Source organism: Streptomyces sp. NPDC044003, assembly GCF_056435185.1.
The window spans coordinates 269,821-292,949 of the sequence record NZ_JBWKFA010000006.1 but is presented as its reverse complement, the minus strand read 5'-3'; the positions used below and the strand labels follow the sequence as shown (position 1 = coordinate 292,949).

The following is a 23,129-nucleotide window of genomic DNA, read 5'->3' as shown; positions in this document are numbered from 1 at the left end:
CCCTCCTCCCGCTTCCGGGTACGGCTGTTACTCGCTGTCCTTCTCGGACTTGTCGGGGTCTTCCGACTCCTCGGCCTTCGCCTGCGCCCCCGGCTGGGGCTCGGCGACGGCCACGCGCGCGGGCCGGATGGTCCGCTCGCCGATCCGGTACCCCGGCTGCAGGATCGCCACGCAGGTCGTCTCGGTGACGTCCGGCGCGTACGAGTGCATCAGGGCCTCGTGGATCGTCGGGTCGAAGGGCTCGCCCTCCTTGCCGAACTGCTGCAGACCCATCTTGGCGACGACGGTCTCCAGCGATTCGGCCACCGACTTGAACCCGCCCACGAGCTCGCCGTGGTCCCGGGCCCGGCCGACGTCGTCGAGGACGGGCAGGAGCTCGGACAGGAGGCTCGCGACGGCGATCTCCTTGACCGTGACCCGGTCCCGCTCCACGCGGCGGCGGTAGTTCTGGTACTCGGCCTGGAGCCGCTGGAGGTCGCCCGTGCGCTCGGTGAGCGCGGTACGGGCCTGGTCCAGCTGCGCCAGCAGGGCTACGTCCGTAGCGTCCCCGGCCGGGGCCGTCGAGTCCTCCTCGGACTCGACGGCCTCGGCGGCGTCGTCAGCGGTGGCGCCGGAGGGGACGTCGGGCTTCTCCTCGAAGCCCGGGGTCTCCTCGGTCACGCCTGGCCGCCCTTCTGGGGCTCGTCGTCGATGATCTCGGCGTCGACGACGTCGTCGTCGGCCTTCGGGGCCTCGGCGCCCGCGGCACCCTGGGCGGCCTGGGCGTCGGCGTACAGCGCCTGACCGAGCTTCTGCGAGACGGCCGCGACCTTCTCGGTGGCGGTGCGGATCTCGGCGGTGTCCTCGCCCTTGAGCTTCTCCTTCAGCTCGACGAGCGCGGCCTCGACCTCGGCCTTGACGTCACCGGGGAGCTTGTCCTCGTTGTCCTTGATGAACTTCTCCGTCTGGTAGACGAGCTGCTCACCCTGGTTGCGGGACTCGGCGGCCTCGCGGCGGCGGTGGTCCTCGTCCGCGTACTGCTCGGCCTCCTGGCGCATCCGGTCGACCTCGTCCTTCGGCAGCGAGGAGCCGCCGGTGACGGTCATCTTCTGCTCCTTGCCCGTGCCCAGGTCCTTCGCGGTCACGTGCATGATGCCGTTGGCGTCGATGTCGAAGGCGACCTCGATCTGCGGGACGCCACGCGGGGCCGGCGGCAGACCGGTCAGCTCGAACATGCCGAGCTTCTTGTTGTACGCCGCGATCTCACGCTCGCCCTGGTAGACCTGGATCTGCACGGACGGCTGGTTGTCCTCGGCCGTCGTGAAGATCTCGGACCGCTTGGTCGGGATCGTGGTGTTGCGCTCGATGAGCTTGGTCATGATGCCGCCCTTGGTCTCGATACCGAGGGACAGCGGGGTCACGTCGAGGAGCAGGACGTCCTTGACCTCACCCTTGAGAACACCGGCCTGGAGCGCGGCGCCGATGGCGACGACCTCGTCCGGGTTGACGCCCTTGTTGGCCTCCTGGCCACCGGTCAGCTCCTTGACGAGCTCGGCGACGGCCGGCATACGGGTCGAACCACCGACGAGAACGACGTGGTCGATCTCGGAGAGGTTGATGCCCGCGTCCTTGATGACGTTGTGGAACGGCACCTTGCAGCGGTCGAGCAGGTCGGAGGTCAGCTGCTGGAACTGGGCGCGCGTGAGCTTCTCGTCCAGGTGCAGCGGGCCCTCGGCGGAGGCCGTGATGTAGGGCAGGTTGATGGAGGTCTCGGTCGAGGACGAGAGCTCGATCTTCGCCTTCTCCGCGGCCTCGCGGAGACGCTGGAGAGCCATCTTGTCCTTGGCCAGGTCCACGCCGTGACCGTTCTGGAACTGCGTCACCAGGTAGTCGACGACGCGCTGGTCCCAGTCGTCACCACCGAGGTGGTTGTCACCGTTGGTGGCCTTCACCTCGACGACGCCGTCGCCGATCTCCAGGAGGGACACGTCGAAGGTGCCGCCACCGAGGTCGAAGACGAGGATCGTCTGGTCGTCCTTGTCGAGGCCGTAGGCCAGGGCGGCCGCGGTCGGCTCGTTGACGATGCGCAGGACGTTGAGGCCCGCGATCTCACCGGCCTCCTTGGTGGCCTGACGCTCGGAGTCGTTGAAGTACGCCGGGACGGTGATGACCGCGTCGACGACCTTCTCGCCCAGGTACGCCTCGGCGTCGCGCTTGAGCTTCTGCAGGATGAAGGCGCTCATCTGCTGCGGGTTGAACTTCTTGCCGTCGATCTCGATGTGCCAGTCGGTGCCCATGTGGCGCTTGACCGACCGGATGGTCCTGTCGACGTTGGTCACGGCCTGACGCTTGGCCACCTCGCCGACGAGCACCTCGCCGTTCTTCGCGAAGGCGACGACGGACGGCGTGGTCCTGGCGCCCTCGGCGTTGGTGATGACGGTGGGCTCGCCGCCTTCCAGAACGCTGACGACGGAGTTAGTCGTGCCCAGGTCGATGCCGACCGCACGTGCCATTTCGATTCCTCCAGCTGACTGACTTGAGTGGAACTGACTCAAGGATGCACGAGGAGGTCGCCTGCGTCAACAGACCTGAGTGGAGGCGACTCAACTCTTCATCGACTGCCCCACTCAAAGGGCGCGCCGTTCCCCCGTTTGACCAGGTTCGCATGAGAGGGTCCGGACATAGTCAGGACATGTCCGGGGATTCCCGATCCCAGGATTCCCGCCGAAGGGTGTGAGCGCATGACGGCGAAGCGCGCGTTCGACGTGGCCGGCGGGCTCGTCCTGCTCCTCGCGCTCTCGCCCCTGATCGCCTGGACCGCCCTGTCCGTCACCCTCGGCGGCAGCGGCACGGTCCTGCGCCGCCGGACGGTGGCCGGCCTGGAGGGGCGGCCCTTCACGATGCTGACCTTCCGCTCGAAGAGCCCGCTGGCCGCCCTGCCGCTGCTGCTGCACGTGATCGCGGGCCGGATGTCGCTCGTCGGACCGTGCCCGCTGACCCCGGCCCACCGCGAGTGCGCGGGCGAGGGCCGCCGCCGGCTCTCCGTACGCCCGGGAGTGACCGGACCGTGGCAGATCAGCGGTCGCTCGGACCTGCCGTGGGAGGAGCGCGAGCTGCTCGATCTCCACTATGTGGACCACCACTGGCTGGGGATGGATCTGCTGATCCTTGCGCGTACGCTTCCAGCTGTACGCAGGCGTCGCGCGGCAAGGTTTGCCTGAGCGACACATATCACCGCGAGCGCCGCTACAGCGCGGCGCCGTGACCGGGTAATCTCAGCAGGAACTCAATAAGTTACCGCTTAGTAGGCCCGCCCGAGGAGCCCGTCATGCAACTCGCCGCGATCATCGTGTCGATCGCCATCACGGTGGTGGCCGTCGCGCTGTTCGGCCGCGCCACCGTGCAGATCTACCGCTTCGTGCGGCTCGGTCAGCCCGTCCCCGCCGGCACACGCACCGGTGACCCCAAGCAGCGCACCATCACGCTGGTCAAGGAATTCCTCGGCCACACGCGCATGAACCGCTGGGGCATCGTCGGCTTCGCACACTGGTTCGTCGCGGTGGGCTTCTTCTCGCTGCTCCTCACCATCGTGAACGCCTTCGGCCAGCTCTTCCAGGCCGACTGGCTGATCCCGATCATCGGTGACTGGCTGCCGTACGAGATCTTCACCGAGTTCCTCGGCCTGATGACGGTCCTCGGCATCGTGACCCTCATCGTCATCCGCCAGCTGAGCAAGCCGACCAAGGCGGGCCGCAAGTCCCGTTTCGCCGGCTCCAAGACCGGCCAGGCGTACTTCGTCGAGGCCGTCATCCTGATCGTCGGCGTCTGCATCATGACGCTCCGCGCCCTCGAAGGCGTCCAGCACCACGTGACGAGCTGGGAGCCGGGCTTCTTCGCCTCGTACCCGCTGATCGCGCTCCTGGACGGCCTGGACCTCAGCACGATCCAGTACCTCACGTACTTCTTCGCGTGCCTCAAGATCGTCACGTCCTTCATCTGGATGATCACGGTCTCGCTCAACACCAACATGGGCGTCGCCTGGCACCGCTTCCTCGGCTTCCCGAACATCTGGTTCAAGCGCAACGCCGACGGCTCCACCGCCCTGGGCGCGCTCCAGCCGATGACCACGGGCGGCAAGGAGATCGACTGGGAGGACCCGGCCGAGGACGCCGTCTTCGGTGTCTCCCAGGTCGAGCAGTTCTCCTGGAAGGGCATCCTCGACTTCTCCACCTGCACCGAGTGCGGCCGCTGCCAGTCGCAGTGCCCCGCCTGGAACACCGGCAAGCCGCTCTCCCCGAAGCTCCTCATCATGTCGCTGCGCGACCACGCGCACGCCAAGGCGCCGTACCTGCTCGCGGGCGGCGGCAAGGACATGGAGGGCAACGAGAAGGCCACCGAGGAGCAGCTCAAGGACGTCCCGGCGTCCGCCCTCGCCGAGGCCGAGCGCCCGCTGATCGGCACCGCCGAGGAGAACGGCGTCATCGACCCGGACGTCCTGTGGTCCTGCACCACCTGCGGCGCCTGCGTCGAGCAGTGCCCGGTCGACATCGAGCACATCGACCACATCGTCGACATGCGCCGCTACCAGGTGATGATCGAGTCCGCGTTCCCGTCCGAGGCGGGCACGATGCTCAAGAACCTGGAGAAGAAGGGCAACCCCTGGGGCCTGGCCAAGAAGCAGCGCGTCGAGTGGACCAAGGAGGTCGACTTCGAGGTCCCGATCATCGGGAAGGACGCGGAGGACCTCTCCGAGTTCGACTACCTCTACTGGGTCGGCTGCGCCGGCGCCCTGGAGGACCGGGCCAAGAAGACCACCAAGGCCTTCGCGGAGCTGCTCCACATCGCGGGCGTCAAGTTCGCGATCATGGGCGGCGACGAGAAGTGCACCGGTGACTCCCCCCGCCGCCTCGGCAACGAGCCGCTCTTCCAGCAGCTCGCCCAGGAGAACGTCGCCATGCTGAACATGGCGTTCGGCGAGGACGACGAGGACGAGACGACCAAGAAGCCGAAGTCGGCCAAGAAGATCGTCTCGACCTGCCCGCACTGCTTCAACACCATCGCCAACGAGTACCCGCAGCTCGGCGGCGAGTACGAGGTCATCCACCACACCCAGCTGCTCCAGCACCTCATCGACGAGGGCAAGCTGGTCCCGGTGACCCCGGTCGAGGGCCTCATCACCTACCACGACCCCTGCTACCTGGGCCGCCACAACAAGGTCTACACGCCGCCGCGCGAGATCATGTCCGCCGTCCCGGGCCTGCGCCAGCAGGAGATGCACCGCCACAAGGAGCGCGGCTTCTGCTGCGGCGCCGGTGGTGCCCGGATGTGGATGGAGGAGCGGATCGGCAAGCGCATCAACAACGAGCGCGTCGACGAGGCCCTGTCCCTCAACCCGGACATCGTCTCCACCGCCTGCCCGTTCTGCCTCGTCATGCTCACGGACTCCGTGAACGGCAAGAAGAACGAGGGCAAGGCCAAGGAGTCCGTCACGGTCGTGGACGTGGCGCAGCTGCTCCTGGACTCGGTGAAGGCCCCGGTCGACCCGGAGCCGGAGGCCGCGGCGGAGGAGCCGGAGCCGGCCGTCTGATCCCGGACACGTGAAAGGGCCGCCCCGCGCGAGAAGCGCGGGGCGGCCCTTTTCGGCTTTCTCAGCGCACCTGGCTCACGAGGGTGCCGTGGAAGTTGTAGGTCCAGCTCTTGCCGCCGGGGACGGAGAGCTTGACGTAGGGCCGCCCGTCCTTGCCGGCGAAGAAGGTGGCGGTGTGCCCGTCGGGCAGCTTGACGACCTTGGTGGTGTTGCGGGGGGCCTGCTTCTTGGGCGCGGGCTTGTGGGCGGGCTTCGTCTTCGGGGCGGGCTTGGGGGCGGGGGCCTTGTCCAGCCAGGAGGAGACGGTGCCGTCGGGCCGGAGGACGACGTGGAGCCCGTTGTTCTCCCCGTACGCGGGCTTGCCGTCGCTGCTGACGAGGGTGTCGATCAGGGAGCCGCCGCCGTAGATGTCGGCGGAGAAACGGCCGGGGCCGTCCTGGTAGACCTTGGCGAGAGAGCCGTCGGCGAGGTCGACGTTCCGCCAGAAGACCGACTGGTCACTCACGGCCTGGTCACCGGCGCTCTGACCACTCACGGCCTGGTCGCTCGCAGCCTGGTCACCGGCGCCCCGGTCACTCGCGGCCTGGTCGCTCGCGGTCGGCGCGGGGGAATCGGCGGCGAAGGCGGCCCCGGCGGCCGGCAGGAGGAGGGCGGCGGCGGCCCCGGTGGCGACGGCGGCGGTACGGACGGAACGACGGGTGACACGCATCGGAAGAGCTCCTTGCTCGGGTCGCTGACATCTCCGAAGCTACGAGTACGACATTGAGGCGATACGTCGGATTTGTAACAGCTGCCCCGCGCCTCCCCCACGACCAGGTCACGCCCCCGGGGCCCCGGAACGCCCCCTAGGGGATGTCACAGCTCAGTGGCAAGGAACGGGCGGAGGAGCGAACACACAGCGGAAGCGGGTACGTTCGACGACGTGGCTGGATTCAGGAACGGACGCGGCCGGGACAACCGCCCCCCGCAACAACAACCGCAGCAGGCGCCGTACGGGTACAACGCGGCCCCGCCGCCCTACCCGCAGCAGCAGTGGCAGCAGCCGCCGCAGGGGCAGTCGTACGGGCAGCAGGGGCAGCACGGGCAGCAGCCCTACGGGGAGCCGGAGTACTTCGGCGAGCCGTACGGCGGGCAGCACCAGCAGCACGCGGCGGCGGCGAACAACCCGGGCCACACCCAGATGTTCAGCGTCGACGACCCGTACGGGCAGGCAGGGCCGGCGCCCGCCCCCGTACCGACGGGCCCCCGGCTCCCGTGGAAGGCGCTCCTGAGCGGCATCGTGCTCCGCCCGGCGGACACGTTCCTGCGGATGCGGGACCACGCCGTGTGGGGACCGGCGCTGATCGTCACGTTCCTCTACGGGCTGCTCGCGATCTTCGGCTTCGACAAGGCCCGCGAAGAGGCGATCAACGCGACGCTGTCGACGGCGATCCCGTACGTCCTGATGACCGCTTGCGGCTTCGTGCTCGGCGGTCTGATCCTGGGCGCGGTCACGCACACCCTCGCGCGCCAGCTGGGCGGCGACGGTGCCTGGCAGCCCACGGTCGGCCTCTCCATGCTCATCATGTCGATCACGGACGCGCCGCGCCTGGTCTTCGCGCTCTTCCTGGGCGGCGAGAACGGCCTGGTGCAGGTCCTCGGCTGGGCGACCTGGCTGGCGGCGGGCGCACTGTTCACGGTGATGGTGAGCCGCTCGCACGACCTGCCGTGGCCGAAGGCGCTGGGAGCGTCGGCGATCCAGCTGGTGGCGCTGCTGAGCCTGATCAAGCTGGGCATGCTGTAACGACCGACGTCCATGGAGAAGGCCCCCACCGCGTGCGGTGGGGGCCTTCTCCCGTACTCGGGGGCTCAGGCGTCGAGAACCTGACCCTCGCGCTTCACGACGGGCGGTTCGACCGACCAGGGGAAGTTGATCCACTCGTCGGTCTTCTTCCACACGTACTCGCACTTCACGAGGGAGTGGGACTTCTCGTAGATGACGGCGGAGCGGACCTCGGCGACGTGGTCGACGCAGAAGTCGTGGACGAGCTTGAGCGTCTTGCCGGTGTCGGCGACGTCGTCGGTGATCAGGACCTTCTTGTCGGAGAAGTCGATCGCGTCGGGCACGGGCGCCAGCATGACCGGCATCTCCAGGGTGGTCCCGACCCCGGTGTAGAACTCCACGTTCACGAGGTGGATGTTCTTGCAGTCGAGGGCGTAGGCAAGACCGCCGGCGACGAAGACGCCGCCGCGGGCGATGGAGAGCACGATGTCGGGCTCGTAACCGTCGTCGGCGATGGTCTGCGCCAGCTCGCGGACGGCGGTGCCGAAGCCCTCGTACGTCAGGTTCTCGCGTACTTCACTCATGCCTGCGACCGCCTCACACCTGGGTCCGATGGAAGTTCATGTACGAGCGGGAGGCCGTCGGGCCCCGCTGGCCCTGGTACCGCGAGCCGTACCGCTCGCTCCCGTACGGGAACTCGGCGGGCGAGCTCAGCCGGAACATGCACAGCTGGCCGATCTTCATGCCGGGCCAGAGCTTGATCGGCAGGGTGGCGAGGTTCGACAGCTCCAGGGTCACGTGCCCGGAGAAACCGGGGTCGATGAACCCGGCGGTCGAGTGGGTGACCAGCCCGAGCCGCCCCAGGGAACTCTTCCCCTCCAGCCGCGAAGCGATGTCGTCCGGCAGGGTGATGACCTCGTAGGTCGAGGCGAGCACGAACTCGCCCGGGTGCAGGATGAACGCCTCGTCGCCCTCCGGCTCGACCTCGCGCGTCAGGTCGAGCTGCTCGACGGCGGGGTCGATGTGCGGGTAGCGGTGGTTCTCGAACACCCGGAAGAAGCGGTCAAGCCTCACGTCGATGCTCGAGGGCTGCACCATGGATTCGTCGTACGGGTCGATGCGCACCCGTCCGGCATCGATCTCGGCCCGGATGTCCTTGTCTGAGAGAAGCACGCCCCCACGATACGCACGATACGCAGAAGGCGCGGACCTGCCCCGATCGGCAGGCACCCGCGCCCCGGCACCGCACGGCTCAGCGCCGCCCGACCTCCACCGGCACCGCGTGCCGCAACCGCGCGCAGCGCGGACAGCGGATCAGCCGCCCGGGCCCGATCCGCCCGGGACCGAGCTGCTGAAGCGGGAACGAGGCGGTACTGAACACATGCCCTTCGGCACAACGGACGACGGTGCGCTCCATCGAAGCCATCAAGTCCCTTCCCCTACACATGTGGTGGACGATCAGCCACATTAGGGGATGAAGGGGGCGCCCTCCACGCGGCACTCCGCACGGACGAAGCCGTGAGCTTCGCCTCAAGTGGCGCATGGGGTACAGTGTGCAACGATGCGGCACGGATCACCCGGCCGCTGTGCGGATGTAGTTTAATGGTAGAACATGAGCTTCCCAAGCTTATAGCGCGGGTTCGATTCCCGTCATCCGCTCTTCCACGAAGCCCCAGGTCAGCGACCTGGGGCTTCGTCGTTGCCTCGACCGTCGGCACGACCGGAATCCGGTCAGAACTCCAGCACCTCGCGGTCGAGCGGATACCGCGCACGGTGAGGGCCCTCGTACGGCGAGGGCGAGATCGGCAAGACGCCCGTCGGCTGCAGGCCCAGGTTGTCGTCCCAGAGGCGCGGTTCGACCTGTCCGACGACGCGGAACTCCCGGAAGGTGAACGGCGGGCTGTCGGTCGGGAAGAAGTCGGGCGTGGTCATCACGTGGAAGTGCAGGTGCGGCGTGGTGGAGTAGCCGCTGTTGCCGATCAGCCCGAGGACTTGGCCGGGTTCGACGTGGTCGCCTTCCCGGACCTTGAGGGAGCCTGGCTTCAGGTGGCCGTAGAGCAGAAAGCGGCCCGGCGCGACCTCCAGCGTGACGTGATTGCCGACGGTCTTGTCGATCGGCGGGACCGGCGGTGTGACGGGCGGCGTGTTGTCCGGGATTCCGTCCTGAACCTCCACCACTCTGCCGCCGGCCGCGGCGACGACCGGCTGCTGGTAGCTGAGGTAGCTGGTGAGCCGCGCGGGGTCGCCTTCCCAGGTCTGTCCCTGCTCGCCGACCCGGTACCAGTCGATCCCGAAGCGCTGCGGCACGTAGAAGCGACCGTTGATCGGGCCGAGGCCGCGCCGGTGGTGGGTGTTGCCGCAGCACGACTCGCTGGAGTACCAGGTGCCGGGGCGGACCGGCGCGTCCAGGTTCAGCGGCGTGGTGCGATCGGTCGGGGTGACCTGGACCGTCTCCTCGAACGCGGAGGAACCGGAGGGTGTCAGGACGGCACCCGAGAGACGGTGTTCGAGGACCTTGGGCACCCACTGGCCGCGGTCCAGGGCCAGGTCGATCCAGACGACCCACTGCTGGGAACCCGGGATGACGGTCGGCGTCGGCCCCGGGGGCGCCGGGGTGTACCCGTCCGCACCCGGCAGGGGATCACCCACAGGATTGGCGGCATCGGCCAGCGCCTGCCCGCTCAGCGAGCCCACCACCCGGTGCGTGCGGGCGTCCCGGACCTCGACACGGTCGAGGCGCACCTGCGTGCTGCTGGGCAGCGCGTTCGTGGTGAGGAGTTCGTACGAGAGGTGCGTCTTGCCGTCCGTGGCTCTGAACGGCGCCGGTTCGGTCATTACCGCCGCCGTCAACGGGGTGAACTGCGGTCCGGGCGCCGGCGGGGTCGTGCCGGTTCCGAACCCGGGTGCCGCCGCAGCCGTCAGCATGCCGACCGCGAGGGCGGCGGTGATGAGCCCGCGACGTAGCGGGCTGCGGCCGGTGCGGTTGCGAGGGTCGCGCTCTGCCATGGTGCTCTTCCAGTCGTCGGGTCCCGGGCCTTGAAGGGCACCGGCACGCCCCGCGCAGAGGCGCATGCCCTTGTGTAGCCCGGCGACGCGCCGCTCCGAGCCGAGGGCACCGGAGCCACGTCCGAACTGCACCCGTCCAGCCGCATCGACCGGCGAGCACGGGTCACAGGGTGAGCTGTCCAGAACGAATCAGAACGACCGCTTCGGGCTGGCAGGACGCCTCCGGGGGATGCCAACGCATTATTCGCCGCCCTCAGCCTGAGAGCGTCGGCCCCTGTGGACGCACCCGGAAGGCGCGCGACAGCCTTGGCGCCTTGCGCAGGCGCGTGCCACAACGTGCCAGTAGGACCGGTGAACAGCGGTCAACAGGGGGTCCGGCCAGGCATCGGGGTCGCCTCCCCATTACGGCCATTCGCGCAGGTCAGATGACGTTTCCACGTTCGAGTACCGGGTGATTCCCAAGCTTATAGCGCGGGTTCGATTCCCGTCATCCGCTCTTGTAACGAAGCCCCAGGTCAAAGACCTGGGGCTTCGTTGTTGTCCAGACCTGTCGGGGGCCGCGTGCCATTCGCGTGCGATGAGGAACGTCAGCGGAACCACTTCGACGTTTCCCGTCTCAGTTGGTGCGCACTACGGGTTGCAGCTGGTCCCCGAGGTGGGGTTGGTGCACGTGTCGGATCCCGAGCCGCCGTCGTTCGTGTTCGTTCCCGGGCCGCCGTCGAGGCTGTCGCGACCGGCGTTGCCGAACAGGGAGTCGTTGTCGGCGCCGCCGGCGAGCGTGTCGTTGCCGCTGTCGCCCGACAGGATGTCGCTACCGCCCCCGCCGTCCACCTGGTCGTTTCCGCTGCCGGCGGTCACGGTGTCGTCGCCGGAACCGCCGCAGACGAGGTCGTCTCCGCTACGGCTGTCGACGATGTCGTTGCCGGCGCCGGCGATGATGACATCGCGCCGTGAGGTGCCCTGGATGGTGTCGTTCCCGGACGTCCCCACGATCGTGGCGGGCTGACCGAGGCACGTCTGGGTGACGGTGGTGCCCTCTGTGTCGGTGTTGTTCCCCGTGTTCGGGTCCGGCACGGAGCCGGTCACGGATGCGGTGTCGTTGAAGGTACCCACGGCGGTGGCCGTCGCGGTGATGTGCACCGTCGTGCCCGTCCCGGACGCGAGCGTGCCGATCTCGCAGGTGACCACTTGGGGGCTGGTCTCGGTGCAGTCGACGGAGTCCGCCGAAGTGAAGTCGAGCTGTGCGGGAAGCGTGTCGGTGAGCACGACGTCCTCGGCCTGGTCCGGGCCGTTGTTGGTGACGTTGAGGGTGTACGTCATGGTGTCGTTGATCGTGGTCGGGTCGCTGCCGGTGTCGGACTTCGTGACCGCCAGGTCGGCTTGCGGTACGACGACACCGGTCTCGATCTTCCCGATCCGGTTGCCCTGGTTCTCCGCGAACCACATGTTGGCGTCGGGCCCGGCGGCGATACCGCGTGGCGAGCTGTTGGCGGTGGGCGGGTCGTACTCGTCGATGACCCCGGCCGTGGTGATCCGGCCGACCCGGTTGCCGTCGGCCTCGGTGAACCACAGGTTCCCGTCGGGCCCGGCGGCGATCCCCTGCGGGAAGGAGTTCGCCTGGGGCAGGGCGTACTCGGTGATGGCCCCGGCCGTGCTGATCTTCCCGATCCGGTTGCCCTCGGTCTCGGTGTACCAGAGGTTCCCGTCCGGCCCGGCGGCGATGGCGAACGGGTTGCTGCCCGCGTTGGGCACGGGGTACTCCGTGATGGCCCCGGCCGTGGTGATCTTCCCGATCCGCTGACCCAGTTGCTCGGTGAACCACAGGTTCCCGTCCGGCCCGGCGGCGATACCGGTCGGGAGGCTGGCAATGTTCGGCAGGGTGTACTGGGTGATGACCCCGGCCGTGGTGATCTTCCCGATCCGGTTGCCGCTGACCTCGGTGAACCACAGGTTCCCGTCCGGCCCGGCGGTGATGAAGGCCACCGCGCTGTTCGCGTTGGGCAGGGGGTACTCCGTGATGGCCCCGGCCGTGGTGATCTTGCCGATCCGGTTGCCCATGTTCTCGGCGAACCACATGTTCCCGTCGGGCCCGGCAGTGATACCGACCGGCCTGCTGTTCGCGTTGGGCAGGGGGTACTCGGTGATGGCCCCGGCCGTGGTGATCTTCCCGATCCGGTTGCCGTCCTGCTCGGTGAACCACAGGTTCCCGTCGGGCCCGGCCGCCACGTCGATCGGCGTGCTGTTCAGGTTGGGCAGGACGTACTCCGTGATGTCTCCGACCGCGGCCCGGGCAGGGGCCACGGCCATGGACAGGCCGATCAGGGCGCCGACGAGAACGGAAGCCAGTCGGCGTGCCAGGCGGGGGCGGGGCCATCGGCGTGGAAGCGTTCCTGGCAGGGGATCGCGCAGCGTGGTCACGGGCATGGCAGCGGCACCTTCCGGGAGGACAGGGAGGACGTGGGCCGCGGACGGGGTGGCGGATCCGAGCACAGCCCGGGCATCGCCAAGCGACCCGCGGTCGTGGCAGTGGGGGCCGCGTGCGACGCTCGTGCAGCCATGACAGTCGTACCAAATCCCTGACGAACCATCAGCTCTCGGCGCGGGAGTCCGGCACACGCCCCGGCCATCTTCCGTCGTCCGGCGTACTCGCGTGCGCGCCACGCGTCCGGCTGCGGGCGGCCACGTGTCGCTGGGTTGCGGGGGCATCGGCCACCGTTGGGACACGGCGGCGACATGCGGGCCCAGGCCGAGCTCTTCACCGGCCAGGTCGACCTCGACGACGAGGGCTACATCAAGGTGGAATCCCTCTCCGCCCGTACCGACATCCCAGCGGCTTCGCCGCCGGGGACGTCGTCGGCCAACACCTACCGCCAGGCCCTCACCGCCGCTGCCAGCGACTGCCGGGCGGCACTGGACACCGAACGTCAGCCGGCTGCGCCGGCACGCGAAGCAGTGTCGGCAAAGGTGTGACACTCAGCGGGGAGACCGTGCCACAACGTGCCAGTAGAGGCGGTAAACACGGTCAACAAGGGTGAGTCAGAGGTGCCCGGAAGTGGGCCCTCAATAGGCGTTCTTGCAGGTCAGATGCCATACGCAGGCCCAAGTACCGGGTGATTCCCAAGCTTATAGCGCGGGTTCGATTCCCGTCATCCGCTCTTCTACGAAGCCCCAGGTCAGTGACCTGGGGCTTCGTCGTTTCCCGGATACCTCGCCTACTTCGCTGGGTGGAAGACCACGACCTGGGCCATGATCCGGTGCGTCGGGTCACCGGACCGGGCGGCGATGGACGGCGCGGCGCATGCGCACGGCGATGTAGACGAGGTCCGCCACGAGCAGCAGGATGCCGATGATCAGCAGGTAGAGCAGTCCGTCGGCGGTGGCACCGATGATGCCCAGCACCATCGCGATGATGATCAGGGTCAGGAAGAGTGTCATGAGACTGCCCCCTCGCTCGGTTCTGGGGGTTCAGCGGCGGGCCAGCTGCCTCTCACCGTTCGCCCCGGGCTGGTACGGGAGGTCGTAGTGCCGGAAGACCGCCTCTTCGTCCCCGGCGGGAAGTACGTCGTCGGTACCGAGCGAAGGGCACCGCTTCACCAGCGCCTTGTCGTGGGCGACCTTCACGTAGCCCGGTCCCGCCGTCGCGCCGTCCAGAGGAACGAACACCAGACGGTGTCGGGTGGGTAGGCCGACGCGGACCGTGGCCATGGCCGGCTCGTCGGTGCTGGTGTCGACGTAGACCGCTTCCAGCTCACCGATCCTGCGGCCCCGCGCGTCCACCACGTCATGGGTTCGCCACTCACGGATGTCCGCCATGTGGATCATGTCGGCTCCTGGCGGTCCGCCGCTCGTCCGGGAAGCGCGGCGACGAGGATCTCGTCCCGAAGCTTCTGAGGAGTGGGAGCGTCACATACGGCCATGGTGGTCCGCCTGCCTACGCGGGGACGCCGACACCTCATGGTCGGCGAGATACCGCCGTGGTCTCACGGTACTCCGCGCCTGCGGTCATGCCCGACTCCGCGCGCACTCGCCGGCCTCTCGGGCCGCGCCCGGTGACCTCGTTCACGTGACCTCACCGCCGAACTTCCGCCCCGGGCCGACGCGCTGGAGGAGTACGGACCTGACCCCCCGTCGCCTGGGAACCAGGCAAGCACACCCGCGATGGTCTCCCTCACCCCCAGGGAATCGGGCGCATGGAGGCCGACGAAGAACGCGGCTGAGCCGGAATGCCGGATGGGTCTGCTGGTCCGCTCGCGTCATGTCGCCGGCCGGTGCTGGTGACCCACCTCGCGCGCGAGGTCCAGTCCGAGGACGCGGTCGAGAAATGCGAACGTCTCGAACTTGGCACCGGCCGGTACGTCGGCGCGCGTCGCCACGGTGGCCAGCGCATCCAGGACGGCGGGGACGCCGAGATCATCAGCCAGCGCGGCATGAGCATGTCGCAGCACATCGGCAGGGATCGGCCTGGACGGCTCTTGTGCCCAGTCGGCCACCAGCTGCCGCCAGTGTCCCAGCGTCCGCCGGGCCTCTTCGAGCGCAGCACCGGTGACCGTGACCGGCGTGCGGTAAGCGTGGCCGAGCATCAGCACCCTCACAGCCAGCGGATCGGTCCCCTCCGGGACGACGGCGTCCAGGAGCCCCGGGGCCAGGAGGTGGGCACGGCCCGGGACGCCCCTCACCCGGGATGCCGGGCCGACCTGGCCCACCTCGATGCCGACCCCGGCGACGGCGTCTTGTGCCGCGGTCCCGTACGCGTAGACGTGCACGTCGGCAGCGGCGCAGAGCGTTCCGTTCGGATGGTGGACATCGACGGCGGCGGGCGGGTGGACGCCAAGAGCGGACATGGCGCGATCAAGCGCCTGGGCCTGCTCAAGCGGCAGGTCCGGCGTGGTGAGGAACGTGCGGGACGGCAGGCCGTGCAGCTCCGCTGTGCGCGCCAGTACGTCACCGATCAGGAGCGTCCTCAGATCCACCATGCCGATCCCGGCGTCGCTGACCGGCAGGTGGACGCAGATGCTCAGCAGATGGCGGTGGACGGAGGGAATCTCCACGAAGTGGCCGGTACGGGCATCGACGATACGCAGCATGATGCGGAGGCTAGTCGTGGAAACCTCGGGCACCGGGGAGGACCTGACCGGTCGCTCGACATCGGCAAGGCAGCGGGCGCGTGCCCCATCCGTGCCCTCAGCAGCGGTGAACAGCGGTCGATACGGGCGCGGCAGAAGCCTCGCCACGAGTCCCCTGACTGGCGATATGCGCAGGTCAGACGTCATATCAATGCCCTGGGCGGCGGTGGTTCCCAAGCGTGTGACGCGGGTTCGATTCCCGTCGTCCGCTCTTCCACGAAGCCGAAGGCCCAGGTCAGTGACCTGGGCCTTCGTCGTTGTCCAGACCTGCCTGAGCGTCTTGCACCGCCTCTGCACTGGCATGACCTTCTCGGCCGCCGAGGCGTCCCGGGCCTTCCGCCCGGGTTGTGCGGCGGGCGGGCTTTCCGGCGGGCTTCCATGCTGGAGGGAAGTTCTGTCGATGGCACCGCGGAGTCAGCGGTCGGAACCTGCTGGAGGCCGGAATGCGCCGAACCGTGGACGTCTCGGCCCGGAGGGCGGAGCGTCGCGAGCATGCCGACTACACCGGCGCCGTCTACGGGTCCATGCTCGCGGCCTCCGTGATCGTCGGTGCCGGCAGCCTGGGCCGATTTCCGCGCCTGGAGCTCATCGCGCTCCTTCTGCTCACCGGCGCGGTGTTCTGGATCGCGCACGTGCACGCGACGCTGTTCGGGGAGCGGCTGGCGCAGCGGTCCCCGACCCGCCGGATCGTGCTGCGCGCCTGCCGCGACGAGTGGCCGATCCTCAAGGCGGCGGTCCCGCCCGCCGTGGCAGTGGCCGTCAGTCCGCTCCTGGGTCTGGACATGGCCGGCACCCTCTGGCTGGCGCTCGGAGTCGCGATCGCCGGTCAGATCGGCTGGTCCGCGGCAGCCGCCCACCGGGTCGGAGCCTCATGGCGCCAGGTATCCGTCACCGCCACGGTCAACTTGCTGCTCGGCCTGCTGATCGTCGCCTTCAAGCTGCTGCTGAAGCACTGACGCCGACTGGGACCCGATCGAGCGCACTGTGCCAAGCGGCGAGCCGGTGCACATCTCCCGCAACGCCTCACACTCGGTGGTGCCTCCCATGCCGACGGAGTGGTGGTTGCGGCCGGTCAGCAGCGCCGCGCGGCTCGGCGAACACAGGGCGGTCGTGTGGAAGCGGGTGCAGCGCAGGCCATTCTGCGCAAGACGGTCGGAGACGGGGGTCGCTCAGGGGTCGCCGAAGGTGCTCGTGGCACCGCTTCCCCCTCCCTCCAGACTGGGACCGGGGGCGCGCATCAGCAGCACAGGGAACGTCGGTCGTGCCGGCCGGGAGCGGTCGTGCCGCTACATTCCGCAACGAGGACGCACTCGGAAGCCCAGTGGTCGTGGGGCTGATCGGCATGGGTCGATTGAGCCCATCGGCCCCCTGATTCGTCCTTCCGGCATCTGCGGCCCCGAGTGCGCCGGCGGAAACCCCGGGTCGGACGGCTCGGACTTCCAAGCGGACACCGGCCCTGGCGGCTGGATCCTGTTCGGCACCTTGATCTTTGCAAGCGGAGCCATTTACCACTTGGTGTCCGGTGCCAGGACGGTCGCCAAGGAGATCGTGCACGTAACGGCCCGGTGACCGGGCCCGACTCGACGCGGGCGACACGAAGCCCGGAAAGCCTCGCGCCCGAGTACGGCCGGATCACCACCAGGCCGCCGATGAGAGCGTTCTCCCAGGTCAAATAGCTGACGACCCCACCGAGCAACGGTGATTCCGAAGCTTATAGCGCGGGTTCGATTCCCGTCATCCGCTCTTGAACGAAGCCCCGGGTCAGAGACCTGGGGCTTCGTCGTTGTCCGGGCCTCTCGGAGGTCGCGCGCCATGTGCGCCCTTACCGCGCATCAGGTCAAAGGGCGCGTCACCTCCGACTGGCGACGCTCCGGGCAGTGACGGTCATCGGTCCTGGAGAGCCGGGGCGGCGTGACGTCCTCTGTCCCGCAGCTCGCGGCGGCGTACGTACCACCAGACCGGGGGCAGTAGAACGAGCCAGAGAGCCAGCTGTAGCGAGACACCGATGAGACCGCCCACGATCGCGGCGGGCAGTGCGCACAGCATCGCGCCGAACGCCGCCTTGCCGTGGACCACGAGGAGCCGGGGCAGTCCTCGTTCCCCGTAGCGGCGCGCCCGGATGAGCACCCGGCCTCCGACGTACGCGGTGAAGACACCGGCCGACAGCAGTACCGACCCCACCGCAGTGGCGAACTGCGGCTCACCCAGGGGGGTGTCGAGCGTCTCCTGGGACAGGCCGTCCTTGGCCACGGCGACCACGTAGTCCTGCCACAGCGTGACGGTCACGACATCGCCCGGCCGCAGGTCCTTCAGCAGGGGGTCGGGCGCGCCCATCTCGACATCGCCCGAGACCTCGCGCGGACCCCTGAGACGTACCGAGAACTCGTCGTACTTGATCTCGTCCTTGATCACCGTGCTCACGACGGTCGCCGTAACGTCACGGATGCAGTCCTCGGACGCCTCGGCGGAAGCGGGACACGCAGACGCGGCGGCGAACGCCCGCTCGTCGTCGATCAGTTCCGGTACCACGCCCAGGAGAATTGCCCCCGCCAGAAGCGTCATAGTGATTCCCATAAGCGCCGCGCACGACCCCCAAGCCCGATGCCAGAGCGTGCGCCGGCGCACGGAGGCTGAAGACACGTGCAGGCTGAGACGCTGCGGACCGTCAGACATTCCCTCTCCTCTCCCGGACCGTCCTCGCACGGGCCACCACCATGAAGACCACGACCGCCACCGCAGCAGCCAGCCCGGCGGCGAGCGAGTCCGCCACGGCCCGCCCCATCACCGGTCGCAGGAGCTCCACGGCGCCGAGGACGACGACGGAACCCGCGCAACCGGCGAACACACCTGCCACCCAGTCCGGACGCCGGCTGAACCAGTGCACCAGCACGAGCACCACCAGGAAGGCGACCGGCGGCGACAGTTCGCCGGCGAGGGACAGCAGTGCCCCTCCCAGGCCGCACACCACCCAACACGCCACGAGCACCCGCCCCGCCTCACGCCACGTGGCCGTTCTGCGGACCGTCATCGTCCCGGACCTTCCTCCGCCCCGTCGGCCGCGGCGGAAACAGCCGGCCGCCTTTCACCGCGCCGCCGCGACCCGTGGACGGAGGAGCGCCAGAAGACGAGGAGGTAGAGCATCGGGCCGACGGCACGGCAGAAGCCGACCACCTCGGGCTCCGGAAGTCCGGTCAAGCCGTACACCCCACTGCTCCCCGTGCCGATCCCCAGAAGAACGAAGCCCGCCGTCCAGCAGCGCACCACCCACCGCCCACCACGGTCCACCCACTCAGGAGCCTGCTCGGGGTGACCCCACCACTCCCAGGCGGTCCACGCCATCAAGGGCCCGAAGCCCAGCAGGAAGACATCGCCGAGCACGCCCCACAGCCGGTCCATGCTCCCCTCCCTCGGTTACGTACAGCTCGAACTGCAATGCCACGGGGAAACGCCATCGTCACGCCGCCGGGCCACGAGAAGAGGCCCAAAACTGCCCGTCCTGCGGCGGCCGTCAGGAGGGATGCGCTGATCGACACGCTGGAAGACGCGAGGCCACCTCGCTCCGCGACCTCGCCGCAGCGCACCCCCTCCGCCCGCTGCGGCGCAAGAGCGAGCATGGCATCTCACGCCCGGCGAAACATTGCCTGGATCCGGCAGTATCGGCACGCCCAGACAGCGCAGCCCCTGAGGCGCATCCCCCGACCTCACTCTCGCCTGCACGGCGACCAGGTCGGCCAATGCCGGAAGGCCCCCGGGTGCCACCCTCCGGAAGAGAGCCGTTCCTTTGTCGGCCCCTGAACGGAAGCCCGTGCCACAACGTGCCAATAGGGGCGGTGAACAGCGGTCAACACAGGGGCCGCCAGAACCAACCGCCACAACTCGGCTGGGGAGATTTCCGCAGGTCAGACCCCATACGTAGGCCCAAGTGCCGGGTGATTCCCAAGCTTATAGCGCGGGTTCGATTCCCGTCATCCGCTCTTCTACGAAAGGCCCAGGTCGCTGACCTGGGGCTTTCGTCTTGAACGGGATGCCGGAAGGTCAGGGCGCTCCGAGCAGGCCGTGCTGGTGGGCCAGGGCCAGTCATGCGGGCGATCAGCCAACATGGCCGGCCACAGCCATCACTGACCGCGCCACGGAGCGCTGTCCAGCTGTGCCACGAGCCGACCCGGCCGACCCGGCCGCCCGCCCTGAAGCGACAGGGAACACCTCGGTGACATCGCGGATGCTCCATGCCCACGGCCTGGACTTACCGTGACAACGGCCGGAGTAAGTGTGTCCGTGGCGGAGTTGGAGGAGTACCGGGAAGAGCTGACCGGATACTGCTACCGGATGCTGGGGTCGTACGCGGAGGCCGAGGACGCCGTGCAGCAGGCCCTGGTCCGGGCCTGGCAGAACTCCGAGCGCTTCGAGGGCAGGTCCTCCTTGCGGTCGTGGGTGTACCGCATCGCCACCAACGCGTGCCTTGACGCTCTCGCCGCCGGGAGACGGCGGGCGTTGCCGATGGACCTGGCCGGGCCGGCGGACGGTGCCATGCCGCCGGGGACGCCGGCGGACGACGCGCTGTGGATCGGCCCCCTGCCCGGCACCGATCCGGGGGACGCGGTGTCGGCGGCCGAGTCGGTGCGGCTGGCGTTCGTCGCCGCGCTCCAGCACCTGCCGCCCAAGCAGCGAGCCACGCTGATCCTGCGGAGCGTCCTGGGCTTCTCGGCCCGCGAGGTCGCCGACCTGCACGGCTCCACCGTCGCCTCCGTCAACAGCGCCCTCCAGCGGGCCCGCGCCACACTGGCCGATCGCCGGGAGGGGGTCGACGGGCTCGGCTCCCCGGCACCCGAGGGCGTCCGGAGGGCCCTGGCCGAGCGGTACGCGGCGGCCTTCTCCCGTTACGACATGAAGGAGTTGAACCTCCTGCTCCATGTCGACGCCACCTTGTCCCTGCCGCCGTACACGACGTGGATGCGCGGGGTCGCCGACATCGAGTCGTGGCTGACCGGGCCGGCCGTCGGCTGCCGCGGCTCGCGGCTCGTCCCCACCATGGCGAACGGCTCCCCCGCCTTCGGCCAGTACCGGCCCCGTACCGACGGAACCGGGTACGAGCCCTGGGCGCTCCAGGTCGTCGAGTTCTCCAGCGACCGCATCGCGAACATCACGGCCTTTCGCGACACCGCCCGTCTCTTCCCACTGTTCGGCCTGCCGGGACGCCTGGGTGAGGAGGCCGACCCCGGCGCTCCTTCCTGATCACTTGCCCCTGCTCACTTGCCGGTGTCCTCGGCGAGGGTGTGGGCGACGAGGGCGTTGGCATGGCCGTGGCCGAGGCCGTGCTCGGACTTGAGCCAGTTGACCAGCTCCATGTGCTTGGTCAGCGGGGAGGTGCGGATGAGGTCCTTCCACTCGGCGATCGGACGGCCGTACTTCTTCTCGATGGAGGGGAAGTAGCCGGCAGGACCCTTCACGGCGTCGGTCATGGATGCCCCCGTTTCGTATCGTGATGATCTTGGCCGTATCGATGAAGCCCACCGGAGCGGTGGTCGGCTAGCGGTCGGCCAGACGGGCCGTCAGCGCGCCCAGCCACAGCAGGCCGAGGCCCGCGCCACCGGCCACGGACCACCGCGCGGCGGATCGCGACGCGGGCGCGGCGGAAAGGACGTGGCGGGGCGCGGTGAGCGTGTCGGTCATGGCGGGGCCTTCCTCGCTTCGTTGTGGTCGCCTGTATGACCGACAAGGAGGCGAAGAGTCATCGCTCCCACCGATGTGCACTGGATCACATGCCAGTCGGGGCGGCATCGCCTCGCGCGGCTCGCGTCTGCTCACCTGCCCCCGGGCAGCAGTGCCTCCGCGGCGGCCGTCGCGACTGCCTCGGCGACCGAGGACAGGGCGGGGGAGTCCAGCTTCCACTGCTGCCAGTACAGCGGGACGTCCATGGGCCGGCCGGGGGCGAGTTCCACCAGGCCGCCGGTGTGCAGGAGCGGCGTGGCCTGTGGTTCGGGGACCAGGCCCCAGCCGAGGCCCGCGGCCACCGCGTCCCGGAAGCCGTCCGAGGCCGGCACCATGTGCCGGATCCGTCCGGCCCCCGAACGGCCCCGGGTCAGGGAGCGGACGAAGGCGTCCTGGAGTTCGTCGCGCCGGTCGAACACCACGGTGGGGGCCTCGCTCAGGTCCTCGGCCAGCGAGCCGGTCAGGTGCCGGGCCGCGAACTCCGGGGTGGCCACGGCCAGGTAGCGGGCGAGCCCCAGCAGACGGACCGTGCAGCCGGCCACCGGATCGGGCGAGGAGGTGACGGCCGCCATCACCTGCCCCTCCCTCAGCAGGGCGGTGGTGTGGGACTCGTCCTCCCGGTAGAGCTCGAAGCAGACCGGAGGATCCTGCGGCACGCGGGTGAGCGCGGGCAGGAACCAGGTGGCCAGGGAGTCCGCGTTGACCGCCACCGGGACCCGTGCGGGCCCCCGCTCCGCCGCGAGACCCAGTTCGGCGCGGGCGTCCCGCTCCAGCCGCGCCAGCTGCCGGGCGAAGCGGACCACCACCTCCCCGGACTCGGTGGCCCGTACCGGCTTGGTACGGATCAACAGGACCCGCCCGGTGCGCTGCTCCAGGGCCTTGACCCGCTGGCTGACGGCGGAAGGGGTCACATGCAGAGCGGCCGCCGCGGCGTCGAAGGTGCCCTCGTCGACCACCGCGAGCAGGGTCCTGACCTGGTCCAGAGGAAGCTCGTCCATAAGCATGGCTAAGGGTACGTAAGAATCCTTAGCTGTACTCATTCCCGGGTGCTTCGTACGGTCGACGACATGACCAGCAGCATCGCCGCCGCCGTACTCGCCGGATTCGGTACGGGCCTCTCCCTCATCGTGGCCATCGGGGCCCAGAACGCCTTCGTCCTGCGCCAGGGCGTCCGCCGCCACGCCGTCCTCGCCGTCGTCGCCATCTGCGCCGTCTCGGACGCGGTGCTGATCGCGCTCGGCGTCGCCGGGGTGGGCGCGGTGGTCACGGCCTGGCCGGCGGCGCTGACCGCGGTCGGTCTCGCGGGCGGGGCGTTCCTGCTCTGCTACGGGTTCCTGGCCGCCCGGCGGGTGCTGCGGCCGGACCCGGCGGCCGCGCTCGCGGCCGGCGGCCCGGACGCGGGGTCCGCCCGGCGAGCGGTCCTGACCTGCCTGGCCATGACGTGGCTGAACCCGCACGTGTACCTGGACACCGTCCTCCTGGTGGGCTCGCTCGCCTCCGACCGCGGCGACCTGCGCTGGGCCTTCGGCACGGGCGCGGCCCTGGCCAGCCTGGGCTGGTTCTTCGCCCTGGGCTTCGGCGCCCGCCTGCTCTCCGGCGTACTGTCCCGCCCCAAGGCATGGCGGGTGCTGGACGGCCTGGTCGCCACGACCATGCTGGCGATGGGCGCGATGCTGGTCGCGGGGGCGTAGACCGGGCGCCCGCCGGGGGGTTTGTTTCCGGGGCTTTGTCCGGGGGCTTTGTATCCGGGGTGTATCGGGTGGCGCTCGGGTGCGTGTCGGAACCTGAGGGGCGGGTGGCGGGCGCCGTGGGCTGTCCGCTGTCTGCCGTATCGTTCCGATTGCGGCGTGGTCGCCCGCACGTCGGGGACGTGAAGCCGGGCCGCCCCCCTCCGCCGTCCGAACAGGAGCCGTCCTCTTGTCCTCGCCCGACTCCCCCGCGTCCACCGCGCGCGTGCTGCTGG

23 protein-coding genes, 1 tRNA gene and 1 pseudogene are annotated in these 23,129 nt (G+C 69.4%); 8 read left to right on the top strand and 17 right to left on the bottom strand.

The window, feature by feature from the left end; all coding sequences use genetic code 11:
- Positions 1-27 precede the first annotated feature (27 nt).
- Together grpE and dnaK are read right to left on the bottom strand one after the other, a co-directional pair.
- Positions 28-660, bottom strand: coding sequence for a nucleotide exchange factor GrpE (gene grpE / locus AC07AW_RS24770; RefSeq protein ID WP_478817626.1), 633 nt, complete (start codon positions 658-660; stop codon positions 28-30).
- Positions 657-2,492: a molecular chaperone DnaK gene (gene dnaK, locus AC07AW_RS24765; RefSeq protein WP_478817625.1), complete on the bottom strand. Its 1,836-nt coding sequence runs from the start codon at positions 2,490-2,492 to the stop codon at positions 657-659. Before dnaK ends, grpE begins: the two co-directional genes overlap by 4 nt.
- 228 nt (positions 2,493-2,720) lie before the next feature.
- Here dnaK and AC07AW_RS24760 point away from each other — a divergent pair, with 228 nt between their 5' ends.
- Positions 2,721-3,200: a sugar transferase gene (locus AC07AW_RS24760; protein WP_478817624.1), complete on the top strand. Its 480-nt coding sequence runs from the start codon at positions 2,721-2,723 to the stop codon at positions 3,198-3,200.
- Positions 3,201-3,307: 107 nt separating this feature from the next.
- Complete coding sequence (locus tag AC07AW_RS24755; RefSeq protein WP_478817623.1) at positions 3,308-5,566, top strand: (Fe-S)-binding protein; 2,259 nt, start codon at positions 3,308-3,310, stop codon at positions 5,564-5,566.
- A 61-nt stretch (positions 5,567-5,627) separates the two neighbouring features.
- Here AC07AW_RS24755 and AC07AW_RS24750 read toward each other — a convergent pair whose 3' ends face one another.
- Positions 5,628-6,275 carry a hypothetical protein gene (locus tag AC07AW_RS24750; protein ID WP_478817622.1) on the bottom strand — a complete coding sequence of 216 codons (648 nt, stop codon included), beginning with the start codon at positions 6,273-6,275 and terminating at the stop codon, positions 5,628-5,630.
- Positions 6,276-6,488: 213 nt separating this feature from the next.
- Here AC07AW_RS24750 and AC07AW_RS24745 point away from each other — a divergent pair, with 213 nt between their 5' ends.
- Complete coding sequence (locus AC07AW_RS24745; RefSeq protein ID WP_478817621.1) at positions 6,489-7,349, top strand: Yip1 family protein; 861 nt, start codon at positions 6,489-6,491, stop codon at positions 7,347-7,349.
- A 65-nt stretch (positions 7,350-7,414) separates the two neighbouring features.
- On the opposite strand, the gene AC07AW_RS24740 is transcribed toward AC07AW_RS24745, so the two are convergent.
- Positions 7,415-7,912, bottom strand: coding sequence for a phosphoribosyltransferase (locus AC07AW_RS24740; RefSeq protein ID WP_024755952.1), 498 nt, complete (start codon positions 7,910-7,912; stop codon positions 7,415-7,417).
- 13 nt (positions 7,913-7,925) lie between these two features.
- Positions 7,926-8,501 carry a dCTP deaminase gene (dcd, locus tag AC07AW_RS24735; protein WP_030690788.1) on the bottom strand — a complete coding sequence of 192 codons (576 nt, stop codon included), beginning with the start codon at positions 8,499-8,501 and terminating at the stop codon, positions 7,926-7,928.
- 415 nt (positions 8,502-8,916) lie between these two features.
- On the opposite strand from dcd, the gene AC07AW_RS24730 reads away from it, so the two are divergent.
- A tRNA-Gly gene (locus AC07AW_RS24730) sits at positions 8,917-8,987 on the top strand.
- A gap of 72 nt (positions 8,988-9,059) precedes the next feature.
- Here AC07AW_RS24730 and AC07AW_RS24725 read toward each other — a convergent pair.
- Both AC07AW_RS24725 and AC07AW_RS24720 read right to left on the bottom strand, forming a co-directional pair.
- Complete coding sequence (locus AC07AW_RS24725) at positions 9,060-10,334, bottom strand: M23 family metallopeptidase (RefSeq protein ID WP_478817620.1); 1,275 nt, start codon at positions 10,332-10,334, stop codon at positions 9,060-9,062.
- Positions 10,335-10,964: 630 nt separating this feature from the next.
- Positions 10,965-12,758 carry a virginiamycin B lyase family protein gene (locus AC07AW_RS24720; RefSeq protein WP_478817619.1) on the bottom strand — a complete coding sequence of 598 codons (1,794 nt, stop codon included), beginning with the start codon at positions 12,756-12,758 and terminating at the stop codon, positions 10,965-10,967.
- Between the two features lie 309 nt (positions 12,759-13,067).
- On the opposite strand from AC07AW_RS24720, the gene AC07AW_RS24715 reads away from it, so the two are divergent.
- Entirely contained in the window at positions 13,068-13,304 is a 237-nt protein-coding gene (locus AC07AW_RS24715; protein ID WP_478817618.1) for a hypothetical protein, read from the top strand.
- A 294-nt stretch (positions 13,305-13,598) separates the two neighbouring features.
- Here the strand turns inward: AC07AW_RS24715 and AC07AW_RS24710 are convergent, their stop codons facing one another.
- From AC07AW_RS24710 to AC07AW_RS24700, 3 genes are all read right to left on the bottom strand, one after another.
- A complete protein-coding gene (locus AC07AW_RS24710) occupies positions 13,599-13,769 on the bottom strand; it encodes a hypothetical protein (RefSeq protein WP_478817617.1) in 171 nt (56 codons plus the stop codon).
- Between the two features lie 30 nt (positions 13,770-13,799).
- Positions 13,800-14,156 (bottom strand): PRC-barrel domain-containing protein, encoded by a 357-nt coding sequence (locus AC07AW_RS24705; RefSeq protein ID WP_478817616.1) that lies wholly within the window; start codon positions 14,154-14,156, stop codon positions 13,800-13,802.
- Positions 14,157-14,587: 431 nt separating this feature from the next.
- The gene (locus AC07AW_RS24700; RefSeq protein WP_478817615.1) at positions 14,588-15,418 is read right to left on the bottom strand and encodes a hypothetical protein; all 831 of its coding nucleotides are present in this window, start codon (positions 15,416-15,418) and stop codon (positions 14,588-14,590) included.
- 482 nt (positions 15,419-15,900) lie between these two features.
- Here AC07AW_RS24700 and AC07AW_RS24695 point away from each other — a divergent pair, with 482 nt between their 5' ends.
- Positions 15,901-16,413, top strand: coding sequence for a hypothetical protein (locus AC07AW_RS24695; RefSeq protein WP_478817614.1), 513 nt, complete (start codon positions 15,901-15,903; stop codon positions 16,411-16,413).
- Here the strand turns inward: AC07AW_RS24695 and AC07AW_RS24690 are convergent.
- The 4 genes and pseudogenes from AC07AW_RS24690 to AC07AW_RS24675 all read right to left on the bottom strand — a co-directional run.
- A pseudogene (locus AC07AW_RS24690) lies at positions 16,327-16,611 on the bottom strand (sulfatase-like hydrolase/transferase); the annotation flags it as partial. The gene AC07AW_RS24695 and the pseudogene AC07AW_RS24690 sit on opposite strands and share 87 nt — an antisense overlap.
- 730 nt (positions 16,612-17,341) lie before the next feature.
- The gene (locus AC07AW_RS24685; RefSeq protein WP_478817613.1) at positions 17,342-17,878 is read right to left on the bottom strand and encodes a hypothetical protein; all 537 of its coding nucleotides are present in this window, start codon (positions 17,876-17,878) and stop codon (positions 17,342-17,344) included.
- Between the two features lie 244 nt (positions 17,879-18,122).
- The gene (locus AC07AW_RS24680) at positions 18,123-18,485 is read right to left on the bottom strand and encodes a hypothetical protein (protein ID WP_478817612.1); all 363 of its coding nucleotides are present in this window, start codon (positions 18,483-18,485) and stop codon (positions 18,123-18,125) included.
- A complete protein-coding gene (locus AC07AW_RS24675) occupies positions 18,482-18,853 on the bottom strand; it encodes a hypothetical protein (protein WP_478817611.1) in 372 nt (123 codons plus the stop codon). Before AC07AW_RS24675 ends, AC07AW_RS24680 begins: the two co-directional genes overlap by 4 nt.
- A gap of 879 nt (positions 18,854-19,732) precedes the next feature.
- On the opposite strand from AC07AW_RS24675, the gene AC07AW_RS24670 reads away from it, so the two are divergent.
- The gene (locus AC07AW_RS24670) at positions 19,733-20,689 is read left to right on the top strand and encodes a sigma-70 family RNA polymerase sigma factor (RefSeq protein WP_478817610.1); all 957 of its coding nucleotides are present in this window, start codon (positions 19,733-19,735) and stop codon (positions 20,687-20,689) included.
- A gap of 14 nt (positions 20,690-20,703) precedes the next feature.
- Here the strand turns inward: AC07AW_RS24670 and AC07AW_RS24665 are convergent, their stop codons facing one another.
- From AC07AW_RS24665 to AC07AW_RS24655, 3 genes are all read right to left on the bottom strand, one after another.
- Complete coding sequence (locus tag AC07AW_RS24665; protein WP_478817609.1) at positions 20,704-20,916, bottom strand: DUF4287 domain-containing protein; 213 nt, start codon at positions 20,914-20,916, stop codon at positions 20,704-20,706.
- 67 nt (positions 20,917-20,983) lie between these two features.
- Complete coding sequence (locus AC07AW_RS24660; RefSeq protein ID WP_478817608.1) at positions 20,984-21,127, bottom strand: hypothetical protein; 144 nt, start codon at positions 21,125-21,127, stop codon at positions 20,984-20,986.
- Between the two features lie 131 nt (positions 21,128-21,258).
- Complete coding sequence (locus AC07AW_RS24655) at positions 21,259-22,164, bottom strand: LysR family transcriptional regulator ArgP (RefSeq protein ID WP_478817860.1); 906 nt, start codon at positions 22,162-22,164, stop codon at positions 21,259-21,261.
- Between the two features lie 69 nt (positions 22,165-22,233).
- Between AC07AW_RS24655 and AC07AW_RS24650 the strand changes: the two genes are divergently transcribed.
- Positions 22,234-22,857, top strand: coding sequence for a LysE/ArgO family amino acid transporter (locus tag AC07AW_RS24650; RefSeq protein ID WP_478817607.1), 624 nt, complete (start codon positions 22,234-22,236; stop codon positions 22,855-22,857).
- Positions 22,858-23,129: the final 272 nt, after the last annotated feature.

Bases quoted from the DNA above. Each gene is read 5' to 3' on its own strand.
- dnaK (WP_478817625.1), bottom strand. From the start codon at position 2,492: ATGGCACGTGCGGTCGGCATCGACCTGGGCACGACTAACTCCGTCGTC.
- AC07AW_RS24760 (WP_478817624.1), top strand. From the start codon at position 2,721: ATGACGGCGAAGCGCGCGTTCGACGTGGCCGGCGGGCTCGTCCTGCTC.
- AC07AW_RS24755 (WP_478817623.1), top strand. From the start codon at position 3,308: ATGCAACTCGCCGCGATCATCGTGTCGATCGCCATCACGGTGGTGGCC.
- AC07AW_RS24750 (WP_478817622.1), bottom strand. From the start codon at position 6,275: ATGCGTGTCACCCGTCGTTCCGTCCGTACCGCCGCCGTCGCCACCGGG.
- AC07AW_RS24740 (WP_024755952.1), bottom strand. From the start codon at position 7,912: ATGAGTGAAGTACGCGAGAACCTGACGTACGAGGGCTTCGGCACCGCC.
- AC07AW_RS24725 (WP_478817620.1), bottom strand. From the start codon at position 10,334: ATGGCAGAGCGCGACCCTCGCAACCGCACCGGCCGCAGCCCGCTACGT.
- AC07AW_RS24720 (WP_478817619.1), bottom strand. From the start codon at position 12,758: ATGCCCGTGACCACGCTGCGCGATCCCCTGCCAGGAACGCTTCCACGC.
- AC07AW_RS24715 (WP_478817618.1), top strand. From the start codon at position 13,068: ATGCGGGCCCAGGCCGAGCTCTTCACCGGCCAGGTCGACCTCGACGAC.
- AC07AW_RS24710 (WP_478817617.1), bottom strand. From the start codon at position 13,769: ATGACACTCTTCCTGACCCTGATCATCATCGCGATGGTGCTGGGCATC.
- AC07AW_RS24705 (WP_478817616.1), bottom strand. From the start codon at position 14,156: ATGATCCACATGGCGGACATCCGTGAGTGGCGAACCCATGACGTGGTG.
- AC07AW_RS24700 (WP_478817615.1), bottom strand. From the start codon at position 15,418: ATGCTGCGTATCGTCGATGCCCGTACCGGCCACTTCGTGGAGATTCCC.
- AC07AW_RS24695 (WP_478817614.1), top strand. From the start codon at position 15,901: ATGCGCCGAACCGTGGACGTCTCGGCCCGGAGGGCGGAGCGTCGCGAG.
- AC07AW_RS24680 (WP_478817612.1), bottom strand. From the start codon at position 18,485: ATGACGGTCCGCAGAACGGCCACGTGGCGTGAGGCGGGGCGGGTGCTC.
- AC07AW_RS24675 (WP_478817611.1), bottom strand. From the start codon at position 18,853: ATGGACCGGCTGTGGGGCGTGCTCGGCGATGTCTTCCTGCTGGGCTTC.
- AC07AW_RS24665 (WP_478817609.1), bottom strand. From the start codon at position 20,916: ATGACCGACGCCGTGAAGGGTCCTGCCGGCTACTTCCCCTCCATCGAG.
- AC07AW_RS24660 (WP_478817608.1), bottom strand. From the start codon at position 21,127: ATGACCGACACGCTCACCGCGCCCCGCCACGTCCTTTCCGCCGCGCCC.
- AC07AW_RS24655 (WP_478817860.1), bottom strand. From the start codon at position 22,164: ATGGACGAGCTTCCTCTGGACCAGGTCAGGACCCTGCTCGCGGTGGTC.
- AC07AW_RS24650 (WP_478817607.1), top strand. From the start codon at position 22,234: ATGACCAGCAGCATCGCCGCCGCCGTACTCGCCGGATTCGGTACGGGC.